Origin of the sequence: Mesorhizobium loti R88b, from assembly GCF_013170845.1 — a bacterium.
GTDB classification, from domain to species: Bacteria; Pseudomonadota; Alphaproteobacteria; order Rhizobiales; family Rhizobiaceae; genus Mesorhizobium; species Mesorhizobium loti_B.
In genome coordinates this window covers 1056851-1079613 of the sequence record NZ_CP033367.1, presented here as the reverse complement: position 1 = coordinate 1079613, position 22763 = coordinate 1056851, and the positions used below count along the sequence as shown (strand labels likewise).

General features: G+C 63.1%; 19 protein-coding genes. 7 read left to right on the top strand and 12 right to left on the bottom strand.

Annotated features, from left to right (window positions below; genetic code table 11):
- The first annotated feature begins 54 nt into the window (after positions 1 to 54).
- The 3 genes from EB235_RS05145 (at position 55) to EB235_RS05135 (ending at position 2537) form a co-directional block, all read left to right on the top strand.
- Positions 55 to 738 (top strand): winged helix-turn-helix domain-containing protein, encoded by a 684-nt coding sequence (locus EB235_RS05145; protein WP_027032028.1) that lies wholly within the window; start codon positions 55 to 57, stop codon positions 736 to 738.
- Complete coding sequence (locus EB235_RS05140) at positions 735 to 2105, top strand: sensor histidine kinase (RefSeq protein WP_027032029.1); 1371 nt, start codon at positions 735 to 737, stop codon at positions 2103 to 2105. Before EB235_RS05145 ends, EB235_RS05140 begins: the two co-directional genes overlap by 4 nt.
- Before the next feature lie 177 nt (positions 2106 to 2282).
- Positions 2283 to 2537 carry a DUF1344 domain-containing protein gene (locus tag EB235_RS05135; protein WP_032926569.1) on the top strand — a complete coding sequence of 85 codons (255 nt, stop codon included), beginning with the start codon at positions 2283 to 2285 and terminating at the stop codon, positions 2535 to 2537.
- A gap of 312 nt (positions 2538 to 2849) precedes the next feature.
- Here EB235_RS05135 and EB235_RS05130 read toward each other — a convergent pair whose 3' ends face one another.
- Entirely contained in the window at positions 2850 to 3278 is a 429-nt protein-coding gene (locus EB235_RS05130) for an Lrp/AsnC family transcriptional regulator (RefSeq protein WP_027032032.1), read from the bottom strand.
- Positions 3279 to 3401: 123 nt separating this feature from the next.
- Between EB235_RS05130 and EB235_RS05125 the strand changes: the two genes are divergently transcribed.
- Positions 3402 to 4505, top strand: a complete 1104-nt coding sequence (locus tag EB235_RS05125) for a saccharopine dehydrogenase family protein (RefSeq protein ID WP_027032033.1) — start codon at positions 3402 to 3404, stop codon at positions 4503 to 4505.
- 157 nt (positions 4506 to 4662) lie between these two features.
- Here EB235_RS05125 and EB235_RS05120 read toward each other — a convergent pair whose 3' ends face one another.
- The 5 genes from EB235_RS05120 to EB235_RS05100 all read right to left on the bottom strand — a co-directional run bounded on the left by EB235_RS05120 (position 4663) and on the right by EB235_RS05100 (position 11052).
- Positions 4663 to 5619, bottom strand: coding sequence for an IS5 family transposase (locus EB235_RS05120; protein ID WP_027032034.1), 957 nt, complete (start codon positions 5617 to 5619; stop codon positions 4663 to 4665).
- Between the two features lie 208 nt (positions 5620 to 5827).
- The gene (lpdA, locus tag EB235_RS05115; RefSeq protein WP_027032035.1) at positions 5828 to 7222 is read right to left on the bottom strand and encodes a dihydrolipoyl dehydrogenase; all 1395 of its coding nucleotides are present in this window, start codon (positions 7220 to 7222) and stop codon (positions 5828 to 5830) included.
- A gap of 247 nt (positions 7223 to 7469) precedes the next feature.
- Positions 7470 to 8801 carry a dihydrolipoamide acetyltransferase family protein gene (locus tag EB235_RS05110; RefSeq protein ID WP_027032037.1) on the bottom strand — a complete coding sequence of 444 codons (1332 nt, stop codon included), beginning with the start codon at positions 8799 to 8801 and terminating at the stop codon, positions 7470 to 7472.
- A 1-nt stretch (position 8802) separates the two neighbouring features.
- Entirely contained in the window at positions 8803 to 9816 is a 1014-nt protein-coding gene (locus tag EB235_RS05105) for an alpha-ketoacid dehydrogenase subunit beta (RefSeq protein ID WP_027032038.1), read from the bottom strand.
- A gap of 3 nt (positions 9817 to 9819) precedes the next feature.
- Positions 9820 to 11052: a 3-methyl-2-oxobutanoate dehydrogenase (2-methylpropanoyl-transferring) subunit alpha gene (locus EB235_RS05100; RefSeq protein ID WP_027032039.1), complete on the bottom strand. Its 1233-nt coding sequence runs from the start codon at positions 11050 to 11052 to the stop codon at positions 9820 to 9822.
- A gap of 331 nt (positions 11053 to 11383) precedes the next feature.
- Here EB235_RS05100 and EB235_RS05095 point away from each other — a divergent pair, with 331 nt between their 5' ends.
- Both EB235_RS05095 and holA read left to right on the top strand, forming a co-directional pair.
- Positions 11384 to 12322: a hypothetical protein gene (locus EB235_RS05095; RefSeq protein WP_155256438.1), complete on the top strand. Its 939-nt coding sequence runs from the start codon at positions 11384 to 11386 to the stop codon at positions 12320 to 12322.
- A gap of 55 nt (positions 12323 to 12377) precedes the next feature.
- Entirely contained in the window at positions 12378 to 13421 is a 1044-nt protein-coding gene (gene holA, locus EB235_RS05090; protein WP_027032041.1) for a DNA polymerase III subunit delta, read from the top strand.
- A gap of 175 nt (positions 13422 to 13596) precedes the next feature.
- On the opposite strand, the gene EB235_RS05085 is transcribed toward holA, so the two are convergent.
- The 5 genes from EB235_RS05085 to mnmE all read right to left on the bottom strand — a co-directional run bounded on the left by EB235_RS05085 (position 13597) and on the right by mnmE (position 19633).
- The gene (locus EB235_RS05085; protein WP_027032042.1) at positions 13597 to 14484 is read right to left on the bottom strand and encodes a ParB/RepB/Spo0J family partition protein; all 888 of its coding nucleotides are present in this window, start codon (positions 14482 to 14484) and stop codon (positions 13597 to 13599) included.
- Between the two features lie 65 nt (positions 14485 to 14549).
- Positions 14550 to 15350: a ParA family protein gene (locus EB235_RS05080; RefSeq protein WP_080680871.1), complete on the bottom strand. Its 801-nt coding sequence runs from the start codon at positions 15348 to 15350 to the stop codon at positions 14550 to 14552.
- A gap of 53 nt (positions 15351 to 15403) precedes the next feature.
- Complete coding sequence (rsmG, locus tag EB235_RS05075; RefSeq protein ID WP_027032044.1) at positions 15404 to 16036, bottom strand: 16S rRNA (guanine(527)-N(7))-methyltransferase RsmG; 633 nt, start codon at positions 16034 to 16036, stop codon at positions 15404 to 15406.
- Entirely contained in the window at positions 16033 to 17922 is a 1890-nt protein-coding gene (mnmG, locus tag EB235_RS05070; protein WP_027032045.1) for a tRNA uridine-5-carboxymethylaminomethyl(34) synthesis enzyme MnmG, read from the bottom strand. Before mnmG ends, rsmG begins: the two co-directional genes overlap by 4 nt.
- Before the next feature lie 379 nt (positions 17923 to 18301).
- Positions 18302 to 19633, bottom strand: a complete 1332-nt coding sequence (gene mnmE / locus EB235_RS05065) for a tRNA uridine-5-carboxymethylaminomethyl(34) synthesis GTPase MnmE (protein ID WP_027032046.1) — start codon at positions 19631 to 19633, stop codon at positions 18302 to 18304.
- A 62-nt stretch (positions 19634 to 19695) separates the two neighbouring features.
- On the opposite strand from mnmE, the gene EB235_RS05060 reads away from it, so the two are divergent.
- A complete protein-coding gene (locus EB235_RS05060; RefSeq protein WP_027032047.1) occupies positions 19696 to 21714 on the top strand; it encodes a thioredoxin domain-containing protein in 2019 nt (672 codons plus the stop codon).
- Here EB235_RS05060 and yddG read toward each other — a convergent pair whose 3' ends face one another.
- Positions 21715 to 22614 (bottom strand): aromatic amino acid exporter YddG, encoded by a 900-nt coding sequence (gene yddG / locus EB235_RS05055; protein WP_027032048.1) that lies wholly within the window; start codon positions 22612 to 22614, stop codon positions 21715 to 21717.
- Positions 22615 to 22763 lie beyond the last annotated feature (149 nt).

Sequence of the window (22763 nt, the reverse complement as noted above, 5' to 3'; positions counted from 1 at the left end):
GCCCGCGCCGGTGATAGCCTGTCTCCAGTATCGGCAAAATCAACCGGAACAGCGATGCGACTTCTTCTCGTCGAGGACGACCACAGGACGGCGGATTATATCGTCAAGGGGCTGACCGAGGCCGGCCATGTCTGCGACCTCCTGCGCAACGGGCACGACGGGCTTTTCGCCGCGACCCGGGGCAACTACGACGTGATCGTCGCCGACCGCATGATCCCCGGCCTCGACGGCCTGTCGATGGTCAAGGCAGTGCGCGCCGCCGGAGTCCGGACGCCGGCGATCTTCCTGACATCCATCGGCGGCGTCGACGATCGCGTTGAAGGCCTGGAGGCCGGCGGCGACGATTACCTTGTAAAGCCCTTCGCCTTTTCAGAGCTTCTCGCCCGCATCAACGCGCTTGGCCGCAGGCCGGCGGCGCAGGAGCAGAAGACCACGCTACGGGTCGCCGACCTCGAAATGGACCTGATCATGCGGCGCGTTGTCAGGCAGGACCAGGTGATCGACCTGCAGCCACGCGAATTCAGCCTTCTGGAAGTGCTGATGCGCGGCGAAGGCCGCGTCATCACCCGCACCATGCTGCTGGAACGCGTCTGGGATTTTCACTTCGACCCCCGGACCAGCGTCGTCGAGACCCATATCAGCCGGCTGCGCGCCAAGGTCGACAAGCCGTTCGAGACCCAGCTCATCCACACCATACGCAACACCGGCTACAGCCTGCACGCACCGCTTCCATCATGACCGGAACCTGGGCTCGCCTGCTGCGCAGCACGCCGTTCCGGCTCGCGCTGACATTCGGCTTCCTGTTCATGCTGGCCTTCATCCTGTCGGGCGCCATCGTCTACCAGATGATGAGCGCAGATCTTGCCGAACGGCTCGACGAAACCATCAAGGAGACCTATTCGGTCGTCGCCGCCACCTATTCCGCGAACGACCTTGAAGACCTTGTCGCCACGATCGAAAGCCACGCAAAAGTAAACCCGAAGAAAGAACAGCTGTTTTCGCTGACCGACCCGGCCGGCAATCACCTGGCCGGCAACTTCACCGCCGCCGGGCTCCCCGACGGGTTTTCTGCGTTCGAGGCCGTGTTGCCAGGCGTCCCTCCGGACACGGAGTTCAGGGCCTATTCCGGTTCGGTCGGCGGCAACACCCTGACGGTCGCCTTCAGCCTTTCCGAAACGGAGGAACTGGAAACGGTGGCGATGATGAGCTTCGGCTGGGCAACCCTAATCATCACCGGCCTGGCGGTCACCGGCGGCGCGCTGCTTGCCTCGCGTGTCCAGCGCCGGCTCGACGGCATTGCGGCCACCATGGTCGATGTCTCGCATGGCCGGCTCGACACCCGCATTCCGCTGACCGGCAAGGGCGACGACATCGACATCGTCTCCAGCCAGATCAATGCGGCGCTCGACCGATTGTCGGGCCTGGTCGAAGGCATGAAGCAGGTCAGCGCCAACATCGCGCATGATCTGAAGACGCCGCTCAACCGGCTGCAGATGATTCTGGAGGGCGCCGCCGACAAGGCCGCGCAGGATCGCGATGTTTCCGACGACCTCGCCGATGCGCGCGCCGAGGGCCATCAGATCAACGAGACTTTCGACGCCTTGCTGCGCATCGCCCAGATCGAGGCCGGCGCCCGCAAGGCGCGCTTTACCGATGTCGACCTCGGCGAGATCCTGCAGACCATGGCCGAGATCTACACCGATGTTGCCGAGGACGATGGCAAGGCGTTGTCGCCCACGCAGCGCAACGAGACAGCGGAGCGGATCCATGGCGATCGTGAACTGTTGATGCAGATGTTCGCCAATCTGGTCGAGAACGCGCTGCGCCATTGTCCGCCCGGCACGACGATCAAATTATCGGTGACGCGCCAGGGGAACCGCATCCTTGTCACCGTTGCCGACGATGGTCCCGGCATTGCCGCGGATGAACGCGAGAAAGTCTTTCAGCGGCTGTACCGGCTGGATCACAGCCGTTCGACGCCGGGCAGCGGCCTTGGGCTGAGCCTCGTCAGGGCCATCGCCGACCTGCACGGGGCATCCATTGCTCTCGAGGACTGTCAGCCTGGGCTTGCGGTGGTGGTGGGCTTTCCCCTGGCAATCGATTAGCCGGGAAATTACCGGCCTTACCCATCCGTAAGGCCCCGGCAAGCCGCTTGAAAACTCGTCCTGCTAGTTTCGCCCAATCTTCTCTCGATCCGGAGAGAGGCGGGCCGGCAACTGTCATCGTTGCGGCCCACATCGATGTCGGACAATCCGGCACCACGACAAAATCAGGAGAAAATCATGCAGAAACTCGTCATTGTCACCGCGGCCGTGCTGGCCACCGCACTATCGACGGCGGCTTTCGCCAGGACGGTCACCAGCACCATCGTCAGCGTCGATGCCAAGGGCGACGCCATCACGCTCGCCGACGGCAAGACGCTGAACCTGCCGGAAGGTATCGAGGTCGAGACGCTGAAGGCCGGCGAGAAGGTGGTCGTCACCTATTCGACGACATCTGGCAAATCGCTGGTGTCGAGCATCCAGCCCGCCAAATAGGGCGCGGCGGCCGGGCCGCTCGCGGCCCGGCTTCTCCATTGCATGGAGATCACCATATCCAGAACAGGTAAGACCGCTCGTCGACAGCCGTAGGGTACCGGGACATGATCAGCAGCAAGCAGACCATGGCCAGCAGCGCCGCGGGCATCGCGACACGGATCCAGTAGGTTGAGGAATGGCGACGACTCTGCATGACAAACTCCCTGCGCGACGGGCTTTCGACGCCGGGGACCCAGCATGTCATGGGCGACTATGCCTGATCGAGAATACGGACGCCTTGCCGGGTTTTTACAAATCGGTAAGAGCCGGCCCTCAGCGGTCGATCCGGGTCGACAGGATGATCGACGACGAGGTCCGTTCGACCCCGTCCAGAGCGCCGATCCGGTCGAGCAGCGCATCGAGGTCGCGGATCGATGGCGCGTCGACGATGACGATCATGTCGAAATTGCCGCTGACCGAATGCAGCGTCCTGACCGACGGCAGCGCCTGCAGCGCCCGCACCACCTTGTCGGCGAGCTTCGGCGTCACCGTCAGCAGCACATGCGCCTTGACCAGCCCCTGCTCATAGTCCGCGGAGAGCTTGACGCCATAGCCCGATATGATGCCGCGCTGCTCCAGCCGCTCGATGCGGCTCTGTACCGTCGTGCGCGACACGCCGAGCTGCCGCGCCAGTTCGGCGGTCGAGGCGCGGGCGTTGGCGCGCAGCAGGGAAAGCAGCGCCAGTTCGGCTTCACTGAGCATTTCGACGAATCCCTTCGGCAGATAAGCTAAAGTTAGGGTTCACTCTGCCAGATCTCACGCTTCTTTTCGACAGGCAAGCTGCGATGATTCCGCCAACACGAACTGGCAGGGGTATTTTTGATCATGAACAAGATTGTTATCGTCGGCGCCGGCAAGATCGGCTCGACCATTGCCGAGATGCTTTCTGCAACGGGCGACTACCGCATCACCCTTGTTGACCGCTCGGCGGCACAACTCGCCGCGGCCGAAGTCCCTGCTGGTGTCGAGACGCTTGAACTCGACATCGCAGCACCAGGTGCGCTGGAAGCAGCACTCGCCGGCAAATTCGCGGTGCTGAGCGCCGCCCCCTTCCATCTCACCACGCGCATCGCCGAGGCAGCGGCAAGTGCCGGCGTCCATTATCTCGACCTTACCGAAGACGTCGTCTCGACCCGCCGCGTCAAGGAGCTGGCGCGTTCGGGCAAGAGCGCCTTCATCCCGCAATGCGGGCTGGCGCCGGGTTTCATCTCGATCGTCGCCAATGATCTCGCCAGCCGCTTCGACACGCTGGAAAGCGTGCGCATGCGCGTCGGCGCCCTGCCGCAATACCCGTCCAATGCGCTGAACTACAATTTGACCTGGAGCACCGACGGCGTCATCAACGAATATTGCGAGCCTTGCGAAGCGATCGTCGAGGGCGAGCTGATCGAAGTGCCGCCGCTGGAAGAGCGCGAGGAATTCTCGCTCGACGGCGTCACTTACGAGGCATTCAACACCTCGGGCGGTCTGGGCACGCTGGCCGAGACGCTGAAAGGCAAGGTGCGCACGCTGAACTACCGCACCATCCGCTACCCCGGCCACGCCGCGATCATGAAGGCGCTGCTCAACGACCTCGGCCTGCGCCACCGCCGCGACGTGCTGAAGGACATCTTTGAAAGCGCCCTGCCGGCAACGCTGCAGGATGTGGTCATCGTCTTCGTCACCGTCTCCGGCCGCCGTAATGGCCGCCTGCTGCAGGAAACCTACGCCAACAAGATCTATTCGCAGCGCGTCGGCCAGACGGTGCGTAGCGCCATCCAGATCACCACGGCTTCCGGCATCTGCGCCGTGCTCGACATGCTGGTCGACGGCAGCCTGCCGGCGACCGGCTTCGTCAAGCAGGAGGACATCGCGCTGGATGCTTTTCTGGCCAATCGATTTGGGCGGGCGTACGCGCAGCATGAGATGGTGAGCCGGCTCGCGAGCTGAGCGGGCGCCGCTTTTTCCCTTCTCCCCTTGTGGGCCTGTTGCGTAGTTAGCGAGAGCAGACTTGCGGAGCGATTTGACCGAGAGGTCTCGCTTGGCTTTGGGTTTTGGGGTGGAGTTCGATGGTAGTGCGGCCCTTGAAGCCGGATACCGGGCGCACCTATCCCGAGATGGCAATCCATCGGCGCATGTTGAAGGCGATCGCCGCCATCGTCACCTGGGCAGTGGCCTTCGCCAGCCCGACATAGCGGATCGTGGTCAGCTTCATGCGGTTCTTGAGCGTGGCGAAGGTGGTCTCGACTGCGGCACGCCGTCTGGCGATCAGACGGTTGTAATGTTTGAGCCGCGGCGGCAGCGCATGGTGCTTGTTGGGGCGGCGCGCGATGCGGGGCTTCTTGCCTGCAGCCTTGAGCCGAGCACGGCGGGCATGGGTGTCGTAGGCGGCATCCGCCCATACCGTCTTTTCGTCGCCGCAGATCAAGGCATCGGCCACCACGGTGTCGTTGACGTTGGCTGGAGTGGTGATCACCGTGCGGATCAGGCCGGAGCCCTCATCCACCCCGACATGGGCCTTGTAACCGAAGGTGAAGTCGCGCTTACTCTGTCTTACGGTGGGACGGGCATCGGCATCCCTCGACGGCCGCTCGTCCGTCGGCGGCAATGAGACCGCGTCGATTAGCGTGGCATCCAGCATTGTGCCGCGCTTTAAGATCACGCCGGCCTTCTCCAACTGCCGATCCAGTTCGCCAAACAGCTTCTCCATCAGCCCTTCGCCGACAAGAAGGTTGCGAAAGCGCGACAGCACCGTGTGATCGGGAATGCTCTCCTCAAGACCAAGCCCGACAAAACGCCTGAATGACAACCGGTCGCTCAGCGCCTCCTCCAGTTCGCGATCAGATAGGCCGTAGAGCGACTGCAGCAGCAGTGCCTTGAACAGCACCAGCGGCGGCCATGCAGCCCGACCCGGTCCGCCATCGCGCAGCGGGTTGAGCAGCTTCTCGAAGCGGTACCACTTCACCAAACCTGACAGCCGGTCGAGCGGCGAAGAACCGCCCACCAGCTTGGTACCCAGAAAGGCTTCCGCCAAGCTCAACTGACCCGTCTGCTTCACTGCCATCGTGATTCCCTCCGAGCGTCCGCATCAGAGAATCACAACCAGCGAATTACGCAACAGGCCCCTTGTGGGAGAAGGTGGATCGGCGCGTAGCGCCGAGACGGATGAGGGGTGCTCCAGGGAACTCAACGTCTCACTCCGCTGGAACACCCCTCATCCGTCGCCTTCGGCGACACCTTCTCCCGCAAGGGGAGAAGGAAAAACCACCCCTCTAAATATGCAGCGCGTGCCCCAGCGCCTTCAGCGCTGCCTCCTGGAACCCCTCGCTTTGCGTCGGATGCGCATGGATGGTGCCGGCGATATCCTCCAGCCGCGCCCCCATCTCCAATGCCAGCCCGAACGCCGCCGCCAGTTCCGACGCGCCCTGCCCGACCGCGTGGATGCCGAGCACCAGATGGTTATCCGCGCGCGCCACGACCCGCACGAAGCCATCCTCGCCCATTTTCGTCATCGCGCGCCCATTGGCGGCGAACGGGAACATCCCGATCTTGACTTCACCAAGCGCCTTCGCCTCTTCCGGCGACAGCCCTGCCGTCACCAGTTCCGGATCGGTGAAGCAGACGGCGGGGATTGAACGCTTGTCCCAGCTGCGCTTGTGGCCGGCAACGATCTCGGCGACCATTTCGCCTTGCGCCATCGCTCGGTGCGCCAGCATCGGCTCGCCGGTGACGTCGCCGATGGCGAAGATGCCGCGCATCGAGGTGCGGCATTGATCGTCGATCTTGATGAACTTGCCTGCCATATCGAGGTCGATCTGGTCGAGCCCCCAGCCTTCGGTCACCGGCTTGCGCCCGACCGTCACCAGGATCTTGTCGGCGGCGATCTCGGAACTCTTGCCGTCCGCTGTCTCGACCAGCAGCGCATCGCCTTTTTTCGACAACCCCCTGGCCTTGGCGCCCAGTATCACGTCGACGCCGAGCGCGGCGAGCCGCTTGACCACCGGCCGGGTCAGCTCCGCATCATACTGCGCCAGCACGCGCGGCAAGGCCTCGACCACGGTTACCTTCGCACCCATTTTCGCGAAGGCCATGCCGAGTTCCAGCCCGATATAGCCGCCACCGACAACCGCGAGTTTTTTGGGGACCTCACTCAAAGCCAGCGCGTCCGTGGATGAAATCACCGGCCCGCCGAACGGCAGGAACGGCAGCTCGACCGGCGCTGAACCGGTGGCGATCACCACGGTCTCGGCCCGGATGATCTGCGTGCCGGTCTCGGTCTCGACCGCCACGGTCTTGCCATCGCGAAAAGTTGCCCAGCCCAGCACGGTCTTCACGCCAGCCGTCTTCAGCAGCCCGGCGACGCCGCTGTTGAGCCGGCTGACAATGCCGTCCTTCCAGGCGACGGTTTTGCCGAGGTCGAGCACGGGAGTCGAGACCGAAATGCCGAGCGGGCTGCTGCCGCCGGCCATATGCAACACCTTCTCGAACTCTTCCGCCGCATGGATCAGCGCCTTCGACGGAATGCAGCCGACATTGAGGCAGGTGCCGCCAGGTTTGCCTGCCTCGACGATCACTGTGTCGATGCCGAGCTGGCCGGCACGGATGGCGCAGATGTAGCCACCGGGACCGGCGCCGATAACGAGCAGCTTGCAGGAGATTTCTTTCATGAGGGCTGTTTCCTTTTGGCGAAGGCCGCGACGCAGCCCTTCCTTCCCCCCTTGTGGGGGAAGGTGGATCGGCGCGTTAGCGCCGAGACGGATGAGGGGTGTTCCAGCGGAGTGAGGCGCTGGTGCTCTCTGGAGCACCCCTCATCCGTCGCCTTCGGCGACACCTTCTCCCACAAGGGGAGAAGGGGGAGCCCACACCCCGGCGCCGGCAACTTCCGAAGAACCGTCTTGACCAGCCGCATCACCTTCAATCCACGAAAATCAGCGCCGGCGTTTCCAGCAGCGCCTTGATCCGCTGGATGAACACCGCCGCATCCCAGCCGTCGATCACCCGGTGATCGAAGCTCGACGACAGGTTCATCATCTTGCGCGGGATGAACTGGGTGCCGTCCCACAGCGGCCGCACCATCATCTTGTTGACGCCGATGATCGCCACTTCCGGATGGTTGATGACCGGCGTCGTCGCGATGCCGCCCATGGCGCCGAGCGAGGTGATGGTGATGGTCGAGCCGGACAGCTCGTCGCGCGTTGCCGTGCCGGACTTGGCGGCTTCCGCCAGCCTGATGACCTCGGCGCCGCAATCCCAGATGTCGCGCGCTTCGGCATGCTTGACCACCGGCACCACCAGCCCAGACGGCGTCTGCGCGGCAATGCCGATATGGATGCCGCCATGCTGGTGGATGATGCCGGCCTCGTCGTCGAACAGCGAATTGAGCTGGGGCTGGTCTGATATCGCCTTGACCATCGCCCGCATCAGGAACGGCAGCAGCGTCAGCTTCGGCCTCTCTGCGCCACCCTTGGCGGCGCGTTTTTCCTTGTTGAGCGCGGCGCGCAATTCCTCCAGCGCGGTGACGTCGATCTCCTCGACATAGGTGATGTGCGGGATGCGCGACTTGGACAGCGTCATCTTCTCTGCGATCTTACGCCTGAGGCCCACCACCTTGATGTCCTGGATCGCATCGTTGCGGGCGAGGCCGGATGCCTTGGCGACCTGTGGCCCACGCGCCAGGAACGCCTCGATATCCTCATGCCCGATGCGCCCGGCCGGGCCGCTCCCCGCAACCTGCCTGAGATCGATGCCCGCCTCTTTCGCCCGCAAGCGGACGGCCGGCGACGCCAGCGGCTTTTCACCTTCCGGACGCGGCGCGCTGGAAACGGAAGTCTGTGTGGAAATCTTCGAGACGGCGGGAGCGGGTTTCGCGTCCGGCATCCCGGCCTTTGGCGCGGCGTTCGCGGCCGGCTCGGCGCTCTCCGGCTTTGGCGTCGGAAGCTTGGCCGGAGGCTCGGTGGCCACCACCTCGGCCTTGGCGCCGCTCTGCGGCTTCGCATTGCCTTCGCCCGCCACCTTCAGCCGCACGATCGGCGAGCCGATCGCCACCGTGTCGCCGATCTCGGCGCCCAGCCACAGGATCTCGCCATCGACGGGTGATGGGATTTCGACCGTCGCCTTGTCGGTCATGACGGCGGCGAGCACGGTGTCCTCGCGCACGATGTCGCCGATCTTGACGTGCCACTCGACGAGCTCGGCCTCTGCGACGCCTTCGCCGACATCGGGCAGCTTGATGATGTGTTCGCCCATCTCAGGCTCCCATGGTTTCAAGAAGAGCGCGGCCGACCCGGGCGGGGCCAGGGAAATAGTCCCATTCCTGCGCATGCGGATAGGGTGTGTCCCAGCCGGCGACCCGCGCCACCGGCGCCTCCAGATGGTAGAAGCAGTTTTCCTGCACCAGCGCCGAAAGCTCGGCGCCGAAGCCCGAGGTCAGCGTTGCCTCATGCACGATGACGCAGCGCCCTGTCTTCTTCACCGACGCAACGATGGTATCGAGGTCGAGCGGCAGCAGGGTTCTCAGATCGATGATCTCGGCATCGATGCCTGTCTCCTCGGCCGCGGCCTGCGCGACATAGACCATGGTGCCGTAGGCCAGAACCGTGACAGCCGAGCCCGCCCTGCGGATCGCCGCCTTGCCGAGCGGCACGGTGTAGTGGCCGTCGGCGACTTCGCCCAGCTCATGCTTCGACCAAGGCGTTATCGGCCGGTCGTGATGGCCGTCGAAGGGACCATTGTAGAGCCGCTTCGGTTCAAGAAAAATCACCGGATCGGGGTCCTCGATCGCCGCGATCAACAGCCCCTTGGCATCATGCGGGTTGGATGGCACCACGGTCTTCAGCCCCGACACATGGGTGAACAAGGCCTCGGGGCTCTGGCTGTGCGTCTGGCCGCCGAAAATGCCGCCGCCGGTCGGCATGCGGACCACGATCGGGCAGGTGAAATCGCCGTTCGAGCGGTAGCGCAGCCGCGCCGCTTCCTGGGTCAGCTGGTCGTAGGCCGGATACATGTAGTCGGCAAACTGAATTTCCACGCAAGGCTTCAAGCCGTAGGCAGCCATACCGATGGCCGAGCCGACAATGCCGGATTCGTTGATCGGCGCGTCGAAGCAGCGGCTCTTGCCGTATTTGGCCTGCAGGCCATGCGTGACCCGGAAGACACCGCCGAAGAAGCCGACATCCTCGCCGAACACGACAACTTTGTCGTCGCGCCCCATCGACACATCCATGGCGTCGCGAATGGCCTCGATCATGGTCCGTCTTGGCATGGCTCAGACTCCCGCCTGCTGGCGCTGGCGCCTTAGATGCGCGGGCATTTCGGCGAAAACGCCTTCGAACATCTCGCGTGTCGACGGCTTGCCGCCGGCATGCAGCGTGCCGTGGCTCTCCGCCTCCTTCTGCGCCGCGATCACCGTGTCGAGGATTTCGGCCTCCGCCTGCGCGTGGCGCTCGTCCGACCAGACGCCGAGCCCTATCAGATGGTTCTTCAGCCGCATGACGGGATCGCCCAGCGGCCAGGCGTCGGATTCCGTCTTTGGCCGGTAGGCCGAGGGATCGTCCGAGCTTGAATGCGCTCCGGCGCGGTAGGTGACATATTCGACCAGCGTCGGCCCGAGATTGTTGCGCGCCCGCTCTGCCGCCCATTTGGCCACGGCGTGGACGGCGAGATAATCATTGCCGTCGACGCGCAGCGATGGAATGCCGAAGCCGAGGCCTCGGGCTGCAAAGGTGCCGGAGCCGCCGCGCGCAATGCCTTGAAAGGTCGAGATCGCCCACTGGTTGTTGACGACATTGAGCACCACCGGCGCCTTGTAGGTCGAGGCGAACACCAGGGCCGAATGAAAGTCGGATTCCGCCGTCGAGCCGTCGCCGATCCAGGCCGCGGCGATCTTCGAGTCGTTCGAGATCGCCGAGGCCATCGCCCAGCCGACCGCCTGGATGTATTGCGTCGCCAGATTGCCCGAGATCGAGAAGAAGCCGTGCTCCTTCGAGGAATACATGATCGGCAGCTGCCGCCCCTTAAGCGGGTCGGCCTCGTTGGAATAGATCTGGTTCATCATCGTGACCATCGGATAGCCGTCGGCGATGAGCAGCCCTGCCTGGCGATAGGTCGGGAAATTCATGTCACCCGGCGACAGCGCCTTGCGGAAGGCGCAGCTCACCGCCTCCTCGCCGAGATGCTGCATGTAGAACGAGGTCTTGCCTTGGCGCTGCGCCATCTGCATGCGGGCATCGAAGGTGCGCAGCGTCATCATGTGGCGCAGACCTTCGAGCAGTTCGTCACTGGAGAGCAGACCTGCCCACGGCCCGACGGCTTCACCATTGCGGTTCAGCACGCGGATGATCGAAAACGCCATGTCGCGGATGGTGCGCGGATCGACATCAATGTCCGGGCGCGGCACCGAGCCGGCCTCGGCGATGGTCACATTGGAAAAGTCAGGCGTGCCGCCCGGCCGCACTTCCGGCTCCGGAACGTGGAAACGCAACATCCCAGCATCGGCCATGACCTTTGTCCTCCAATGTTGCCTAGGGTGGGGATATTTGCACATCCGTACCGCCAGACCAGAGCGAATTCGTCGGGCAAGCCTTTCGCCATCGGACCAGCCATGCCGGCCGATCCTGCCTCCCCAGTACAAGATGTAGATATGTCCGCGAAATTTCTTGTCGATGTTGGGCAGTGGCGCGCAATTTAGCAGAAGGTCGCGGGCGATTGCCGCAACAGGCGATAAATCCTGGGCCAGCTTGTCCCTGGCGTGGATGCGCCCCGGCGATTCAAGTTGCGCCTCCCGCCCCGCAAAACCTATCCTGATTTGTATCGTTCGGGAGAGGCAAATCATGGAAGGACGATCGAGAATTTTCGTCGCCTTGGCGATTTTGGCGTTTCTGGCCGGGCTCGGTCGGCCGGCTTTCGCCCAGTCGGACTCAGGCGATTGCATAAGTATTTTCTATCGCACGAAAGATGCTGCCTGCCTCGACCGCCTCGTCGCCACCCTGGACGATGCTCAGCCCAGGATCGACAACGGAACGATCATCGGATTCTTCGCTGCGTTGTTTGACAGCGCACCGGAGCTGCGGCGAAAACTGCTGGACGGGGTGCGTTCCGATCGTGCGGCGGAGTTCTATCTGGTTGCACTTCGCAAGGCCGACCTGGCGGACGAAGCGCGTCGTTTCGCGTCGGCCCGAAAGCTGGAGAATGCAGCCCCCGCCGACGTCACGCCACTGAAAACGGTGATGCCCGTCTCCGTGGCGATGGACAATGACCTGCTGATTGGCGCCTACATGGCGACCGGAGACTTGTCCTACATCGACCATATTCTGGAGAATCTTCGAACCAGCCGTGATGGCATGGCGGCGGACGCGATCCGGATCGGTCTCGTCATGGGAAAGTTCGGGGGTGCAGGAACCCCGGGTCGACCCAACGTCATGATTATCGCCGCTTGCCGGAAATACGGATGCCCGAAGAATCAGGCCTCCAGGGATATGATGCGTGCGATGACGATAGCATCGGCTGTATGGGCTATAGGATCGCTGGCGAAGAACGACGCTGGGATCAAACAGGAACTCGATCGGTTCCTCCAGAACGACCCTCGTTTGGCCGCCATTTTCGCAAGTGAACAGAACGCCTTTGCCAATTATCTGACCATGCTGACGTTATGGACGGTCAAGAAGGACGATGCGCTTGACGCGGCTTTGACAGGCTATGAGCGCCTCGAGGCTGCCGATACCTTGTTCAAGCCTGACAGCCTCGTGCAGCCCTCCGAGAAGAAGAAATAGCGTCCGGCGCCAAGGGCTTGTTCACGCCGTCCCCGTGCCATGCTAACCACCCTCCATGGCACAGAAGAAAGCGTTCGAGGTCGATTCGTGGCTCGCGAAGCCGGATTCGCGCATCTCCATCGTCCTGCTTTACGGCCCCGATCGCGGGCTTGTCTCCGAGCGCGCCAAGGCCTTTGCCGCAAAGACCGGCCTGCCGCTCGACGATCCCTTCTCCGTGGTCCGGCTGGAGGGCTCGGAGGTCGATCGCGACGAGGGCCGGCTGCTCGACGAAGCCCGCACCGTGCCGATGTTTTCCGACCGGCGCCTGCTGTGGGTCCGCAACGCCACCGGCCAGAAGGCGCTGGCCGACGACGTCAAGGCGCTGGCAGCGGAGCCCGCGCGCGATGCCATCATCTTGATCGAGGCCGGTGACCTGAAGAAAGGCGTCGGCCTGCGCGCCGTGGTCGAGGCGGCCGACATCGCCATGGCCTTGCCTTGCTACGCCGATGAAGCCCGCGACATCGACACGGTCATCGACGATGAGTTGCGCAAGGCCGGCATGTCGATGACGCTGGAAGCGAGGCAAGCGCTGCGCCGCAATCTCGGCGGCGACCGGCTGGCCTCGCGCGGCGAAATCGAAAAGCTCATCCTCTATGCCCATGGCCAGAAGGAAATCGGGCTGGAAGAAGTGCGCGCCATGTCGGGCGACGTGTCCGGCGCTTCCTTAGACGATGCGGTCGACGCGCTGCTCGAAGGTAAGGTTGGCGACTTCGACACCGCCTTCACCCGCCACTGCCAGTCGGGCGGCCCGCCCTTCCTGGTGCTGTCCTCGGCCATGCGGCAGTTGCAGCAGATTCAAATCATGCGCGGCCAGATGGACTCCGCCGGCCGCAACGCCGCGTCGGTCGTTGCCGCCGCCCGTCCGCCGGTGTTTTTCTCAAGGCGCAAGCTGGTTGAAAAAGCGCTCGATCGCTGGAGCAGCGACGCGCTCAGCCGCGCGCTGACCCGGTTGCAGACCGCGGTGCTGCAGACGCGGCGAAGGCCGGACCTTTCGGTGGCGCTGGCACGACAGGCGCTGCTGGGGATTGCGGTGGAGAGCGCGAGGCTCGGGCAGCGGTAGTTTTTCCTGCTCCCCTTGCGGGAGAAGGTGGATCGGCGCGGAGCGCCGAGACGGATGAGGGGTGTTCCAGCGGAGTGAGGCGTTGGCGTTCCCTGGAGCACCCCTCATCCGTCGCCTTCGGCGACACCTTCTCCCACAAGGGGAGAAGGAAAAGCGAAGTTAATTCGCCGGCTAACTACCGTTCCTGCTTCAACCGGCGGCACAGCTCATCCAGCTGCTCCAGCGAGCGATACGAAACCCGCAACTCGCCGCCTTTGCCCTTGTGATCGATGGCCACGATCATGCCGAGCGTGTCGGTCATCAGCTTTTCCAGCGCCAGCGTGTCGGTGTCCTTCTCCGGCGCGGCTTGCGCCTGTTTCGGCTTGGCAGGCGTGGAACCCGCCGGCATCTGCGCCAGCGCCTCGGCCTGGCGCACCGAAAGGCCTTCTTCGACGATGCGCTTGGCAAGGCCGGCCGGATCCTCGGCCGTCACCAGCGTGCGGGCATGGCCGGCCGACAGCGCACCGTCGACCAGCATGTCGCGGATCACGTCCGGGAGCTTCAGCAGCCTGAGCGTGTTGGCGACATGGCTGCGGCTCTTGCCGATGACGTTGCCGAGATCGGCCTGGGTATAGCCGTGCTCGTCGATCAATTGCTGGTAGCCCTGCGCCTCCTCGACCGCGTTGAGGTCGGTGCGCTGGACGTTTTCGATGATCGCCAGTTCGAGCGCGGTGCGGTCATTGACCTCGCGGATGATGACCGGGATCTCGGTCAGCCCAGCGCGCTGCGCCGCCCGCCAGCGCCGTTCGCCAGCGATGATCTCGTAGCGGCCGGGCAGCAATGGCGACGACCGGGCCACTACCGGCTGGACGACGCCATGTTCGCGGATCGACTGAGCAAGGTCGGTCAATTCGGCATCGCCAAAGTGCCGGCGTGGATTTTTTGGATTGGGGCTGAGGAATTCGATCGGCACCTTGCCGTCGGCGCTCATGCCGGGCTTTTCCGGTGCCACCGGGCGATCGATTTCGCCGATCAGGGCGGCCAGTCCACGGCCCAGTCTTTTTCTTGAAAGGTCTTCGCTCATGTCTATTCCAAAGTCTCAAGATCGTTTCGGTATCGAATCGGCTGTTAATTATGCATCCGATCTAATCAAGCGGCGCGCAATTTACGCTCGCGGCGGATCACTTCCGAGGCCAGTTGCAGATAGGCCTGGCTGCCAGAGCACTTCAGATCGTAAAGGATCGCCGGCTTGCCGTAGGACGGAGCCTCCGACACCCGCACATTGCGCGGAATGATGGTTTCGTAGACCTTGTCGCCCATATGCGCCCGGACATCCTGCACAACCTGGTTGGCCAGATTGTTGCGGCCGTCATACATGGTCAGCACGATGCCCTGGATAATCAGATCAGGATTGATCGAGCGACGAACCTGCTCGACTGTTTCCAACAGCTGGCTGAGGCCTTCCAGCGCAAAGAACTCGCATTGCAGCGGCACAAGAACAGAATCGGCTGCGGCCATTGAATTCAAAGTCAAAAGGTTGAGCGAAGGCGGGCAATCGATCAGCACATAATTGAAGGGCGCGCCGCGCTCGGTCGCGGCGCGCAGCGCATTGCGCAGCTTGAGCACCCTGTCCGGCGCCGAGGCGATCTCCATCTCGATGCCGAGCAGGTCGAGCGTCGACGGCACGATCGACAGACCAGGCACCGCTGTCGGGATGGCTGCGGCTTCCAAATCCAGCTCGCCGGTCAGCACATCATAGGACGAGACCGTCCGGTCCTTGCGGTCGATGCCGAGACCGGTGCTGGCGTTGCCTTGCGGATCGAGATCGACGATCAGCACCTTTTCGCCGATGGCGGCGAGCGCGGTGGCCAGATTGATGGCCGTGGTCGTCTTGCCGACACCGCCCTTCTGGTTGGCTACGGTGATGATTCGGGGGCCGTTTTTCATCATGGGTCTATGCCAGAAATTCATTTTTGGGTCGCCAGATAGCCGACAAGTCGAGATCAGACAGGTCGCAGGTCAGACAGTTCGAGGATCACGCCATGGGGGTCGGTCACACTGGGATGTTCTACCAGATCGAAGGTCCATCGGTTAACGCTTTCTTGCACTTCCGCGCGATAATCCCGGCCTTTGTGGAACAGCCCGCGCCCGCCCGACGTCAGCCAGGGCGCCGACAGGTCGAGTAAGGTCGACAGCGAGGCCAGAGCCCGCGCCGTGACGATTTGCGGTGCTGAAACAAGCGCATGGCTGTCTTCGATACGGCGCGCCACGACCCGCGCCGGCAGGTTGAACTGGCCGATGACGGTCTGCAGGAACGACGCTTTTTTACGGTTGCTTTCCACCAGGTCGATGCTGGCCCCATGGCGCTCGCCAACCAGAAACGCCATCACCAGACCGGGAAACCCGCCGCCTGAGCCTATGTCAACCCAGCGTGTGGCATTGGGTTCGATTCGCGCGAGTTGCGCGCTGTCCAGTATGTGGCGCTGCCAGACATCGCCTGCAGTCGACTGCGCCACCAGATTGATGCTCCGGTTCCATTTCTGGAACATCGCCTCGAACGCCACCAGACGATCGAATGTTTCACGTGAAACCGGACCGGCCGCGTCCTGCAGGCTCTCCAGGGAGAAAGAACTCACGCAACGTCCCTCTGTGCGCTCTCTGCCCGTTTTGCAGTCTCACTATGGCGGACATGTGAGACAATGATCGCCAGCGCCGCCGGCGTCATGCCTTCCATGCGCTGCGCATCAGCGATGGAACGCGGCCGCCGTACCTGCATCTTCTGCTTCAATTCATTGGACAGGCCGGGCACACCGGCAAAATCGACTGTATCGGGGATCAACCGGCTTTCCTCATGCCGGATCTGCGCGACATCGCTCTTCTGGCGATCGAGATAGACAGAATATTTCGCTTCCGTTTCGAGCCGCTCCGCCGTCTTGGCATCGACTTCGCCGAATCTCGGATCGACCCTGGCCAGCCAGGCGACATCGACGTCGGGATAGGCCAACAACTCATAGCCCGACCGGCGCACACCATCGCGGTTGATTTCCAGCCCATGCCGCGCCGCTTCATTGGGGGTCATCGCCACCAACTTCGCCAATTCCCGCGCTGCGTCGAGACGCTGCATGACGTCGCCATAGCGCTGCATCCGCTGCGCCGAGGCGATTCCGAGCCTTGCAGCCGCCGGCGTCAGCCGCTCATCGGCATTGTCGGCGCGCAGCGACAGCCGGAACTCGGCCCGCGAGGTGAACATCCGATAGGGCTCGCTGATGCCGCGGCTGGTCAAATCGTCGACCATTACCCCGATATAGGCCTCGGTGCGGCTGAGCACGATCTGTTCGCCGCCTGACGCCCGCCGCGCTGCATTGAGGCCTGCGAGCAGGCCTTGCCCGGCCGCTTCCTCATAACCGGTCGTGCCGTTGATTTGCCCAGCAAGGAAAAGCCCACCGACGCGCTTTGTCTCAAGTGTCTGATGCAGTTCGCGCGGATCGACGTGATCATATTCAATGGCATAGCCAGGCTGCAGCATGATCGCGCGCTCCAGTCCCGGAATGGTCTTCAGGATATCGAGTTGCACATCCTCGGGCAACGACGTCGAAATCCCGTTGGGATAGACTGTATCGTCGTCGAGCCCTTCCGGCTCCAGAAAGATCTGGTGGCCGTCCCGATCGCCGAACTTGACGATCTTGTCTTCGATCGACGGGCAATAGCGCGGGCCGACGCCTTCGATCGAGCCGGAATACATGGCGGAACGGCCAAGGTTGGCGCGGATCAGCTCATGCGTGGCCCTCGTCGTGCGGGTAATGCCGCACTCGATTTGCGGCGTCTTGATGCTGTCGGTCATCAGCGAGAACGGCACGGGATCCTCGTCCGCTGCCTGGCTTTCGAGCGATGCCCAATTGATGGTCTTCCCGTCCAGCCGCGGCGGCGTCCCGGTCTTCAGCCGGCCGAGCTTGAAGCCTGCCCGGCTCATAGTCGCCGACAGCCCAAGGCTTGCTTGCTCGTTCATGCGGCCAGCGACGATCTTCTTTTCGCCAATATGAATAAGGCCGCGCAGGAAAGTCCCGGTCGTCAGCACGACGGCGCCACAGGCAAGCCGCCGACCGTCGGCCAGTAGGACGGCGACAATCCGTCCCTCGCTGATTTCGAAATCCAGGACCTCGGCCTCGACGACGTCGAGATCGTTCTGCTGCCGAATGGCTTCCTGCATGGCCAGGCGGTACAGCTTCCTGTCGGCCTGTGTACGGGGCCCGCGTACCGCTGGGCCCTTGCGGCGATTGAGCAGCCGGAACTGGATGCCGGCGGCATCCGCCACCCGACCCATCAGACCGTCCATGGCATCGATTTCGCGGACCAGATGGCCCTTGCCGAGCCCTCCAATCGCCGGATTGCACGACATCACGCCGATCGTGTCGAAGCGCAGCGTCACCAGCGCGGTTTTGGCACCGGCGCGCGCGGCAGCGCTGGCTGCCTCGCAACCCGCATGGCCGCCGCCCACCACAACCACATCATAGCGATCGGTCATTTCCAAATGTCCTGGACTCGAAAGATTGAGGGACACATGTCCCCGCGAGGCGAAGCTGTCAAGAAAACTTCGCTGCAAGTTTCACGTGAAACAGGATGAGAGCCTCACGTAGCGATGTTTCACGTGAGTCACGCCGCTGCGATTGTTTCACGTGAGTCACGGCTGGCGAATGCGTCATTCAACTTCGTCATCCACGGGCGGAGCGGGAGCGACGCGGACGCGGAGACCCGAGGATCCATTCCGTGACCTTTGCTGAGGGCGCCGCTGGCAAGAATTCTGCACGGCAGCGACGCATTGGAGTCCGGCATGGATCCTCGGGTCTGCGCCGCGTCGCTCCCGCTCCTTGCCCTCGCCCGGCCAAGTGATTGTTTCACGTGAGTCATTTCCCGATACAGAACTGACCGAAAATCACATCAAGCATATCCTCGACATCTATGGAGCCAACGATCCGCCCAAGCTGATCTGCGGCTAGTCTCAGCTCCTCGGCCCGCAATTCCTGCCCTGCGGCGCTCCCTTCAACGGCGCGAAGCAAATGGCGATTCGTCTCGCCGAGCAGTTCGACATGGCGCAAGCGCGAAGGCAGGACATCTCCGATATCGCCCGCCGCCCTTGCGGCGCGTTGGCCGATCGCAGCCAACAAAGCGTCCACGCCGGTTCCGCTCGCGACCGAAATGACGAAATCATAGCCGCCGGACGCATCCCGGGCGGCCTGCCCGCCCAACAGGTCGAGCTTGGTGCCAACCCGCAGCAGGGCTGCCTTATCCGGCAACGGCCCAATGTCGCCGGGGTCCACAATGTCTTCCAGCAGCAGCAAAAGATCGGCGCGGTCAGCCTTCGCTCTGGCCTTCTCAATGCCGATCGCCTCGACCTTGCCCGGCGCTTCGCGCAGGCCGGCGGTGTCCGTCAGCCTGACACGCAATCCCTGGAGATCCAGCACGACCTCGAGCAGATCCCGCGTGGTGCCTGGTTCATCCGTTACAATAGCTGCATCCCGGCGCGCCAGGGCATTGAACAGACTCGACTTGCCGGCATTCGGCGCACCCAAAATGACGACCTCGAATCCATCGCGGATGATCTCGGCGGCGTGGAACCCGGCGACATGATGGTCGATCTCACCGATCATCGCCCTGATATCGGACCAGACCGTATCCGAAACGGAACCGGGCACATCATCTTCATCGGCAAAGTCGATCTCGGCTTCGATCATCGCGCGCGCATGGATCAGCCGGCGGCGCCAGCTCATATAGAGCTCACTCTGGACGCCCTCGGCATTCTGGATGGCGAAGCGTCGCTGCGCTTCGGTCTCGGCATTGACCAGATCGGCCAGCGCCTCGGTTTCGACCAGATCGAGTTTGCCGTTGAGAAAGGCGCGGCGTGTGAACTCGCCGGGGTCCGCGTGCCTGACCCCGTCAAAACCAGCGATCGTTTCCAGCATCCTGGCCACAACCGCGCGTCCGCCATGGACATGGAATTCAGCGACGTCCTCGCCGGTAAAGCTGGCCGGCCCGGGGAAAAAGACGACCAGGCCGGTGTCCAGAACGGTTCCATCAGGCGCTCGGAACCGCCGCAGAACCGCCGCCCGGTCCTTAACCATGCCGCCGGCTATCGTTTCGACAACGAATCGAGTCTGCGGGCCGGAGATACGCAGCACGGCAACGCCGGCCGGAAGCCGGCCGCTCGACAGCGCCACGATCGAATCGCCTGAAATCATTTGCCCGCTCTGTTGAACCGCCCTAGCTTCGCGCTTTCAAAACAACCCCGAGTTTGCTCATCGTGACATTGCCCGCGCAAAACCTGCTCGCTGAAGAAGCCAGCCCCTATCTGCAGCAGCACAGCGGCAATCCCGTGCACTGGCGGGCCTGGTCGCCAGCGTCGCTCGAGGAAGCAAAGGCCCTGGACAGGCCGATCCTGCTCTCGATCGGCTATGCCGCTTGCCACTGGTGCCATGTCATGGCGCATGAAAGCTTCGAGAATGACGGCGTCGCCGCCGTCATGAACCGTCTGTTCGTCAATATCAAGGTCGACCGCGAGGAGCGCCCTGACATAGACCAGATCTATATGGCGGCCTTGTCATCGATGGGCGAGCAAGGCGGCTGGCCGCTGACCATGTTCCTGACGCCGGATGGCAAGCCATTCTGGGGCGGCACCTATTTCCCACGCGAGCCGCGCTATGGCCGCCCGGGCTTCATCCAGGTGATGGAAGCGGTCGACAAGGCGTGGCGCGAGAAGCGGGAGAGCCTGCATCAAAGCGCCGACGGCCTGACCTCCCATGTCGAGGCGCGACTTTCGGGCTCGCACGCCAAGGAGAGCCTGGACCGCGGCACGCTCACCGAACTCGCCGGCCGTATCGACGGCATGATCGACCGCGACCTTGGCGGCCTGCGTGGCGCACCGAAATTCCCGAACGCCCCCTTCATGCTGACCCTCTGGCTGTCCTGGCTGCGCGACGGCAATGCCGCGCATCGCGACGACGTGCTTGTCAGCCTGGAACAGATGCTCGGCGGCGGCATCTATGATCACATTGGCGGTGGGCTCAGCCGCTACTCGACCGATGCGGAATGGCTGGTGCCGCATTTCGAGAAGATGCTCTACGACAATGCGGCGCTGATCCGCTTCTGCAATTGGGCTTTCTCGGCCAGCGGCAATGATTTGTTCCGGATACGAATCGAAGAGACAATCGCCTGGCTGCTGCGCGAAATGCGCGTCGATGGCGGTGCCTTCGCCGCAAGCCTTGATGCCGACAGCGACGGTGAGGAAGGACTGTTCTACACCTGGAGCAAGGACGAGATCGAAGCCGCCCTCGGTAGCGATTCAATCTTGTTTTTCAAACACTTCACACTATCCAGCCCGCATGGCTGGGAAGGCAAGCCGGTTGTCCATCAAACCCGGTCGCAGCAGGCACAGAGCGTGGTCGATCGCGAAAAACTCAATCCCCTCAAGGCCAGGCTTCTCGCCGTCCGCGAAGAGCGGGTCAGGCCGGGTCTCGATGCAAAGACCCTCAGCGACTGGAACGGCCTGATGATTGCAGCGCTTGCCGAAGCCGGCCGTTCGCTGGGGCGTCGAGACTGGATCGAGGCCGCGGCAAAGGCGTTCGCCCATATCAGCGCCGCCAGCCGAGAGGGCCGTTTGCCGCATTCCATGCTCGGCGCCAGGAAACTGTTTCCCGCTTTGTCCAGCGACTACGCCGCCATGACCAATGCCGCGATCTCGCTGTTCGAGGCGTCAGGCGATTGGAGCTATATCGACCAGGCGAAGCAATTCATCGAACAGCTCGACCATTGGCATGCCGACGCCGCGGGCACGGGCTATTATCTCACCGCCTCGGACAGCACCGACGTGCCGATCCGCATCAGGGGCGATGTCGATGAAGCCATTCCATCGGCTACCAGCCAGATCATCGAGGCAATGGTGCGGCTCGCTTCCGTCACCGGCGATCTCGACTTGCAGGAGCGAGCCTGGCGGGTCGCCGAGCATGCGGCCGGTCGTGCGGCGCACCAGGCTTATGGTCAAGCGGGCATCGTCAACGCCTGCGCGCTTTCGATCGAGCCGCTGAAGCTGGTGCTGATCGACGATCTTGCGGATCCCAGGCTTGTTCCGGTTGCGAATCGAAACCCTGATCCGCGCCGTATAGACATTGTCGTGGCAATCGGTTCGGAAACGAATCGACCCTTGCTGCCCGGGGGGATTCTACCTCCGGCCGACAAGATGGGTGCCTGGTTCTGCACAGGTCAGGTCTGTCTTCCCGTTTTGACAGATCCCAGAGAACTCGAGCGGCTCCTGCGCCGCCAGTAATCAAAGCGTGTCTGCCAGAACCTCCGCTCTCCATGGCTTGAACAACAGATCCTTGGCGGCGATCACCGCGCCGACCGTGATCAGAATACAGGCAAGCGCCACCGACCAGTGGAACACGCCGAACCCGGCCAGCAGCAGCACGATCACCGAAAACAGCGGTGCGGCGTAGGACAAAGCGCCGAGGATCATGATGTCTCCGTGCTTGCAGCCATAGTCCCAGGCATAGAAACCGGCGCCGAGCGGGATGGCACCCAGCACCACGATCGCACTCCACTGCGTCGCCGTCTGCGGCCAGACCGTGGTTTCAAGCATCAAATGCAGCGCCAACGCGACCGCTGCGGTGATGAAGCAATAGCCGGCCACGACATCGGTTGGCACCTGTCCAAACCGGCGCGACAGCACGGAATAGCCGGCCCAGATGAAGGCGCAGAACAGCGCGATGACATGGCCCTTCATCACCCCATTGGCCAAGCCGATGGTGCCGCCCTTGGTGATCACGACGATCGCGCCGGCAAGACCGAGGACTACACCGATGACATGGTGAAGCCTCAGCCTTTCACCCGGCAGAAAGGTGGCGAAGACAACGATCAGCAACGGCCAGAGGTAAGCGATCAGGCTGACCTCGACCGGCGGCGCCGACTGGATCGCGAAGAAATAGGCGCAGTGATAGATGCACAGCCCGGCAACGCCGGTCGCCCAGACTTTCCATGGCTGCCGCAGCGAGCGGATCGCGCCCGGACGGAAGATCCAGCTGCCCGCGCCAACCAGCGACCCAAGAAAGAACGTCATGGCCGCCAGTTGAAAGGGCGGTATCGGGCCGGCAGCCGTTGAAAGCAGTGCCAGAAACGACCAGGTCAGGATCGCCGAAAAGCCGATCAGGGTCGGGACAGTCTTCTCCATGCGGCCTCTTCCAAGGTTCGAAGCAGGATCAATCGCACGAAGCAGGAGATCTCCGCCGCCACCCATGGCCACTCCCTAGCGGAAATGCGACCTCCGCCTCGGCAATGAAAAACCCCGCCCCGGTTTCCCGGAACGGGGTTTCAATGCCG